This is a genomic window from Sulfurovum sp. bin170 (assembly GCF_010892395.1).
Taxonomy (GTDB): domain Bacteria; phylum Campylobacterota; class Campylobacteria; order Campylobacterales; family Sulfurovaceae; genus UBA1140.
In genome coordinates, this window is sequence record NZ_JAACKB010000146.1 from 1 (window position 1) to 8,118 (window position 8,118).

Annotated in this window: 8 protein-coding genes; 2 read left to right on the forward strand and 6 right to left on the reverse strand. The window is 35.6% G+C overall.

Annotated elements, in window-relative coordinates:
* The 6 genes from GSY74_RS03480 to GSY74_RS03505 form a co-directional block, all read right to left on the reverse strand.
* The coding region (locus tag GSY74_RS03480) for a hypothetical protein (protein ID WP_164663721.1) at positions 1–343 on the reverse strand (343 nt) is incomplete at its 3' end.
* 12 nt (positions 344–355) lie between these two features.
* On the reverse strand, positions 356–742 hold the full coding sequence (locus GSY74_RS03485) for a calcium-binding protein (RefSeq protein WP_164663722.1): 387 nt from the start codon (positions 740–742) through the stop codon (positions 356–358).
* A gap of 127 nt (positions 743–869) precedes the next feature.
* Positions 870–2,300, reverse strand: a complete 1,431-nt coding sequence (locus GSY74_RS03490; RefSeq protein WP_164663723.1) for an ATP-binding protein — start codon at positions 2,298–2,300, stop codon at positions 870–872.
* Between the two features lie 376 nt (positions 2,301–2,676).
* Positions 2,677–3,717 (reverse strand): tetratricopeptide repeat protein, encoded by a 1,041-nt coding sequence (locus tag GSY74_RS03495; RefSeq protein WP_164663724.1) that lies wholly within the window; start codon positions 3,715–3,717, stop codon positions 2,677–2,679.
* A 3-nt stretch (positions 3,718–3,720) separates the two neighbouring features.
* Positions 3,721–5,589 (reverse strand): tRNA uridine-5-carboxymethylaminomethyl(34) synthesis enzyme MnmG, encoded by a 1,869-nt coding sequence (gene mnmG / locus GSY74_RS03500; protein WP_164663725.1) that lies wholly within the window; start codon positions 5,587–5,589, stop codon positions 3,721–3,723.
* Positions 5,590–5,677: 88 nt separating this feature from the next.
* Entirely contained in the window at positions 5,678–6,898 is a 1,221-nt protein-coding gene (locus GSY74_RS03505; RefSeq protein ID WP_164663726.1) for an ATP-binding protein, read from the reverse strand.
* Between the two features lie 144 nt (positions 6,899–7,042).
* On the opposite strand from GSY74_RS03505, the gene ribE reads away from it, so the two are divergent.
* Both ribE and GSY74_RS11010 read left to right on the forward strand, forming a co-directional pair.
* Positions 7,043–7,660, forward strand: coding sequence for a riboflavin synthase (gene ribE / locus GSY74_RS03510; RefSeq protein ID WP_164663727.1), 618 nt, complete (start codon positions 7,043–7,045; stop codon positions 7,658–7,660).
* Complete coding sequence (locus GSY74_RS11010) at positions 7,660–7,953, forward strand: cupin domain-containing protein (RefSeq protein WP_164663728.1); 294 nt, start codon at positions 7,660–7,662, stop codon at positions 7,951–7,953. The genes ribE and GSY74_RS11010 overlap by 1 nt, the downstream gene beginning before the upstream one ends.
* Positions 7,954–8,118 lie beyond the last annotated feature (165 nt).

Here is an 8,118-nt window from a genome sequence, read left to right on the forward strand (position 1 = left end):
CATCAAGGCTATTTCCTATTTTTATATAATCTATCACTTCATTATAATAAGGAGTGATTACCTCTTCAATCAGTACACTTCCATCCAAATCAGTATAACGAGGGTCACTAGGAAATCGACTCTCATCAAACATATCTTCTACATCTATCTCCATCAATTCATTATAAATTCTAGTACGAATATCTTCAATATCCACCCCTGCAATCTCATCAACGCTTCTCTTCTTGGTAAATTCAAAAAACTGCTTTTGCAGATTACTATTTTTTTGTAGTAGTTGTTCTAAAAAAAATAGTTTTTTGCTGTTTTCTATATTTTTATATCTCTCTGTAAAGTTTTCTTTCATATTCTCTCTTTTTTAGATATTTGTACTACTATAAAGTTTATCTTTTTCACACCAATAACGCCAATCTTCAATAACCTCACAAGTACCCTCATCACAATCAATCCCCTTAATCATCTCCAAAGGAATATCATAAATATGTTCATCTTTTTCAACCCCTACAGTAGCTACAAAATCATAAATACTCACATCATCTTCGTCACTATTTACAAGCTCTGTAACCTCTACAATATCACCCTCTTCAAGACTACTAATTTTACCATTTCCTAAAATAGAGGCTTTAAAAGGAAAATTCAGATTATCATGCAGATAATAGAACCAACCCATTGCCATCTCATATTCATCACAACAATCTACAATAACTTCATCTTCAATTCTATCTTTACGACTTTTATCACTCATTTAAATACTTCTAATCTTTTTTCTACTACCACAAGAATATTCTTCGTTTTGTATCTCTGTATATTGCTAAATTTTGCATACTATCTCTTTTAACATTATTTAATAGTGACATTTTAAACAGATAAACTTAAAACCCAACCCCCAACATATCACTCAATCCCAAATCAATATTCACAACATCTCCATAATGTTCATTTTTTTCAATACCATTAGAGGTTATCATGATTAATCGAATATTGTATTTATGCTTTGTCTGCTCATTGAAAATATTGATTTTTTGTTGCAAATTCTCTTTATACTTTTTATCAATTACAAATTTACCATTATAATATTTACACTCAATAATATCTATGTTCTTACTCCCATTGGTATGCTCTATCAGCATGTCTATCTGTGTACCTGTTTCTCCCTCTTCTCTATAGTTCCAATAGTGTGTTTGAGTAGGAACTCCATTAATCCCAAGCACTTTTTTAATCTGCTCTGAGTGCATGTGACAAATATTTTCAAATGCAAATCCTGACCATGATTTATAACTCTGAGTAGTTGATATTTGATTCCAATCACTATTTTTGGAAGCTCCTTTAATCCATTTATTGTGAAAATATGAAAAACAATCCGTAGCTCTATAGATAACCTCTTTTTTGACATTTCCAAACTTGGTAGTCCTAGAGATAAATCCTGATGTATATAGCTCTTCAAGTGGTTTTTTCATGCTCCCTGATGATATCTTCACCGATTTAGCCAACTCCTTTTGTGTCCAACCACTCCACTTAGAAGAGAGTTTGGTCATAATGGAGTAGTGTGTTTTTGAATCGTTAAAGAGTGAAGCAAAAAGCTCTTCATACTCATATCGCATCAGACCTGTATCCTGGAAACAGAGAGCATTGATATTTTCAGATAAAACTTTTTTACACGATAAATTGTCAATATATTTTGCCACCCCTCCAAATGCCATGTAGGTATCAACAACAGCTTTGTCAGAGTAGTGACACCCTCGTGAGATGAGCATCTCTTTGGTTGAAGCCAAAGAAAACTGCTCCATAGGAATAATGGCTGTTAACCGTCCATGTAGAGGACCAATATTGTGTATCACTTTTTTTATCATATAAGAAGCAGCCGAGCCACAAACTATCAAAATAATATCTTTTCGTCGTGTACAATAGGTATTCCAAAAATATGCCAACTCCTCTAAAAAGTTAGATTTAGCAGAGTCAAGCCAAGGGAGTTCATCTATAAAAATAACTTTTTTCTGTTTGAGTTCAAGGCTCTCGATATTCTCTTGAAGTATCTCAAGCGCGTCATACCAATCAGTAACCCTATCTACTCTGTTTTGAAACTTCTTCTCAATATTTCTAAGAAATGTACGAATTTGATTCTGCTTTGGTACTTTTCTCTTCCCTGTAAACTCAATAAAAAAAACATCTTCATTGTCACAAAAATAGCGAACCATCTCAGTTTTTCCAATTCGCCTTCGTCCATAGACAGCTACAAAAGATGAGTCTTTTTTATCTTTGAGTTCTCTTAAAATATTTAACTCTTTTTCTCTTCCTATAAACATATTTTTTCCTAATTTGAACTATTTTAAGAGATAATACCTAACTATCTCTTAAAATATGATGGGTAGTTAGGTATTATCTTGACTTTATTCTAGGTAAATTCATGCTAAATTTCTAAAAAATAGAGAAGAACCCATGCAAACTATATACTTTATATTTGTGACACTACCCCCTCTACCTTAAAAAAGCTCAAAAACAGAGATGTGGATTTTTCTTTGAGTAGTATTATTAACGCTTTGTTGTTGAAAGATATTGAGATTTCTAAGAGGTTGACTATTTAAACTACTCTGCGATAATCATTACCACGGAGACCATGGTAACGAGTAAGTAGCCATTAGAGTTTTGCCTTTATCATCTCTAAACCTCTTTTACTTCCCATTAACTCAGGATGGGTTGAAGGTAACTCTTCATCTCTCTAATCTTCACAGCCTTTTTCATAAAATCATAAGCATCTTGATACTTTTCCATCTGAAAATGAAGTATAGCAATATTATTGTAACTAGTCGCCGTTGAGGGGTGGTTCTCTCCTAAGGTGGCAATTTGTATCTTTAAAGATTTATTATAAAACTCTATCGCTTTAGCATATTCTCCTTTATTATTGCATGCTAAACCAATATCATTATAACTTATCGCTGTTGAGGGATGGTTCTCTCCTAAGGTGGAGAGTTGTATCTTTAATGCTCTGTTATAAAACTCTATCACTTTGTCATACTCTCCTTTACTGTTCCATGCCGAACCGATATTGTTATAACTCGCCGCTGTGAAAGGGTGGTTCTCTCCCAAGGTGGCAAGTTGTATCTTTAAAGCTCTGTTATAAAGCTTTATCGTTTTGTTGTACTCTCCTTTACAATCCCATGCCGAACCGATATTGTTATAACTCGTCGCTGTTGAGGGGTGGTTCTCTCCTAAGGTGGCGAGTGTTATCTTTAAATCTTTGTTATAAAACTCTATCGCTTTGTCATACGCTCCTTTACTATCCCATGCCAAACCGATATTGTTATAGCTTGAAGCTACATTAGGATGATTCTCTCCAACTGTAGCAATTAATATATTTAAAGATTTGTTATAAAACTCTATCGCTTTGTCATACTCACCTAATTTATAGTATAGATAACCATACGAATGTAATATATCTGCATCTTTTATATCCATAGGTATAAACTTCTCAAACTCCTCTTTGGCTTTATGGTATTTAGCCTCTTCCATATAAGCTAATGCTTTTTGGTAATGGATTTTTATCTCTTCCATATTGCTATGAGTTTTTTGAGACTCTATTTTAACCATCTCTGCTGTTGTATCTTTAGGCTTTAGAGCATCATAAATAAATCCTATTAGGATAGCTATAACAATAACTCCAACAATGATAGTCAAAGCTTTATTTTTCAAAAAAGTCGATTTGTTCACAATGAGATTTAACAAGCTCTACCTAGCCTTCTGAGCCATCTTAATATAGATATGCAAAATATCCAAAGAAGCAGGAGTAACCCCTGAAATCTCAGAAGCATTAAAGAGTGTCGGAGGATTAATATTGGTCAACTTCTCCACTATCTCATTAGAGAGCCCAGAGACTTTAGAGAAGTCAAACTCTCGTGGAATCTTCACTTGCAACATACCTTTCATCTTGTTTACTTGTGCCTGTTGTTTCTCTATATATCGGCTATATTTAGCCTCTATCAATATCTGCTCTATCACCTCATCACTATAGCTCTCAAATGAAGGCACAAAAGCTATTAGTTTCTCTTTTGTCATAGTAGCACGACCCAAGAGGTCGAGCAGACATATTTTATCATTTATCTTATCTTCTCCTATAGTCTCAAGAAAGGCTATAAACTCCCTGTTTGGTGTCACAAAATTCTCTCTTAGATAAGAGACTGCTTCATCTATATCATATTTTTTTCTCTCTACATATTGGAGATACTCATCATCCAAAAGCCCAAACTCTCTACCATACTTATAGAGTCGCACATCAGCATTGTCCTCACGAAGCAGTAACCTATACTCCGAACGACTCGTAAACATACGATAAGGCTCTTTTGTCCCCTTGGTCACCAAATCATCTATAAGTACACCGATATAAGCCTCATCTCGCCCTAATATAAATGGCTTTTTACCTTGTAGATTCAGCACAGCATTTATCCCTGCCATCATCCCCTGTGCGGCCGCCTCTTCATAGCCTGTAGTTCCATTTATCTGACCAGCACAGTATAATCCCTCTATCTTTTTGGTCTCTAGTGTATGTCTTAGCTCTGTTGGTTGTATAAAATCATACTCAATAGCATAACCATAACGGACTATCTTTGCATTTTCCATCCCCTTGACCGAGCGAATCATATCTAGCTGAACATCTGTAGGCAGTGATGTACTCATCCCATTGATATAGAACTCATTTGCCTCAATAGTCTGTGGCTCTACAAAAATCTGATGGCGTGGTCTATCTCTAAAACGGCTAATCTTATCCTCAATACTTGGACAATATCGTGGACCAGTTCCTCCAATCTGACCAGAAAAGAGAGGTGCTCGATAGAAATTACTCTCTATAATATTATGAGTGGTCTCATTGGTATAAGTCACATGACAAGGTAGTTGCGTTGGGTTAAATGTTTTTTTATCGGTTCTAAATGAAAAAGGAGTAGCTTTCTCATTACCCCCTTGTGGCTCCATTACAGACAAATCAATGCTAGAACCATCTATCCTTGCACAAGTCCCCGTCTTTAGCCGTCCTATCTCAAATCCTAAACCACGCATATTCTCTGCCAGTTCAATAGATGCAAACTCACCCTGTCGCCCTGCAATCTGCTGTTTTTCTCCGATGTGAATCAGTCCATTGAGAAATGTCCCTGCGGTGATAATAACCTTAGAAGCCATATATCGATTACCCAGTTGAGTCTCAACTCCTTGCACTCTACCATCTTCGATAATCAGAGCTTCGACCTCCTCCTGTTTCAAATCTAAGTTCTTAGTACATAGCACCACATCACGCATATAAATACGATACCTATCCATATCTATCTGAGCCCTACTACCTCGAACGGCTGGTCCTTTGGATTGGTTCAAAATGCGAAACTGAATCCCTGTAGCATCAGTAGCCAAACCCATCTCACCACCCATCGCATCAAGCTCTTTAACCAAGTGACCTTTGGCAAGACCACCAATAGCAGGATTACATGACGATGCCCCTATCTGCTCTGCCAATATCGTTACCAAAAGGGTCTTCACCCCCATCCGTGCAGGGGCTAAACTCGCCTCTATCCCTGCATGTCCACCACCGATTACTATTACATCGTAATTCATTTAAACTCTCTTTTCTATAATTGTTGAAATTATAGCAGAGTAAATTTAGGTATCCTGTTTAGAGAACTCATACAAGAAATCACCCCTCTCAATACAAAAACCCAAACAACCACAAAGGTATCTTATTGCCAAAACCTATCTCAATATCATCTGATGCCACAAAAGAGTTCTCCATATCTTTTATCTGTTTAAAGCTTTTATTTTTGCCACCGACTTCAAAGGTATACATGTCATTGACTAAGAAATCACCTTTTTTAGAGGCATAAATAGCCTCATCAATAAAAAGGTTTTGACTGGCATAGTAGTTTTTAATCTGATTCACAAAAAAAGCTTCTCTTGCACTTCCATTATCTATTTTAGAAGTAAGGGCATACGATATATTTGTATTTTGCATAAACAATTTTTCAGGTTTACTCATAAGGCGATACCCCTTCTCTTTGCTTCTAATACTGTTAATAATTTTAGCATTTTCCATATCATTTAAATACTCATAAAGTTTAGGACGCGATATATCTGTTGCCTTTGCCAAGTCTGTAATATTGGGAACAAATGGCACATTGACAGCCAACAGATAGAGCAACTTTTTCAGTTTTCGTATCTGTTGCATCTCTATTTTATTAATATGTGGTAAATCGGACTCCAATATAAGATTAATAATCTGAATTATTCGTTGATGATAACTATCTTTATCTTCCAATATAAAAGGATAAACCCCAAACTCTAAATACTCTTTAAACAATTTCAGAGGTTTTATCTTCTCACTTATGGTTGAACTTATCTCATAATGGTTATCTAAAATCTCTTCCAAACTATACGCTTCAAATAAAAATATATCTCTCAAATAGAGATACTCTCTAAATGACAAATTTTCAAGATAATATATAATTGTTCTTCGTGACAAGTCAGCATTTTGCTTGGAGATTTGTAAAATAGAGGAGCCTGAAAAGACAACCCTCAAATCAAGTAAATCATATATCTTCTTGATATGTGTAGACCAATCACTATACTTGTGAACCTCATCAATAAACAGAACCTCTCCACCATGAGCCTCATACTCCTTTGCAAAATCAAGTAGCGAGATGGATTGAAAATATGGACTATCCAAAGAGATATAAAGTGCTTTATCTGAACCTGCATAATGCTCTTTGATATACTGTAGCATCATGGTAGTTTTACCCAAACCCCTTTGTCCTAGTATCCCAATGGACTTCAAGTTCCAATCTATCTTTTCATATAGATATCTCTTTTTCTCTAAAGATATTCTCTTTAACAGTCGGTTTTGTTCTTCAAATATTAGTTGTAGTTCCATAGCTTATCTCCATTTTGTAAATATATATTAACATATAAACTATTAAATGTAAATTATCATTTACATATATAAATCACATCATAATTTATTTAAAACTCTTTCTGCTATAATTCTCACAACTATATCAAACCACATTGAGGTATCATGTTCACAGGACTCATACGAGAAATCGCCATCGTCAAAAGCTATCAAAACAATATATTGACCATCCAGTCAAAACACAAAGCCAAACTGGGTGACTCCATCGCCATCAACGGTGTCTGCCTCACCGTCATCCAAGTCAATGCAGATGGATTTAACCTAGAACTGGCAGACGAGACCCGTTCCATCATAGACGAATCCAAAATCTCAGGAAAAGTCCACATCGAACCTGCCATGCAACTCAATGATAGATTTGAAGGTCACATTGTCCAAGGGCATGTTGATTGTGTGGGAGTGGTCACCAAAATCACCAAGAGAGAAAATGCCACCGACTTCATTATCAAGGTTGAACCACAATATATCGCCCATATTATCCCCAAAGGCTCTATCACCATAGATGGTGTATCCCTCACCATTAATGATGTTTATAATGATGCTTTTCGACTCACCATTATCCCCCATACACTTAGAGAGACACTTATCGGTAACTATCAAATCGGTAGCAAGATAAATATAGAAACTGACCTTTTTGCACGATACATTGACCATATTCTTAGAAATAGAAGTCAAAAAAAGAGTATGAGTTGGGATGATGTTGATAATATGCAGATGAGTTATTAGTGAATCTTTTTGACTACACTGTTCCCCAAAAAGGTGAAACATTTACCACCCTTTTAGAGCATAAGAATATCAAAATTATTCGTATTGTAAGCTCTGATAATTTTGAATCTGTAGAGTATGTTCAAGAAGAGGATGAGTGGGTGGTTTTGCTTGAAGGAGAAGCTATTTTGATGATTGAGGGTGAGAAAAAAACTCTAAAAAAAGGTGAGTCACTTCTTATCCCTGCCAAAATCCCTCATCGTGTTTTAGAGATGAATCGTGGGACGGTGTGGTTGGCTGTGCATATCTTTTAAATGCACATCATCCACTCAGAATAAAACTAAGTACCTACCCAAAATTAATTTCAAAAAGATTGGAATCGATGGCTTTAGCCCAATGCCAATGAATTAGCGAGGCTGAAGCCATCGGTTCCTTATATGCAATCTGCATTTTCGGAATCGGCGTGTTCACACCCGAAC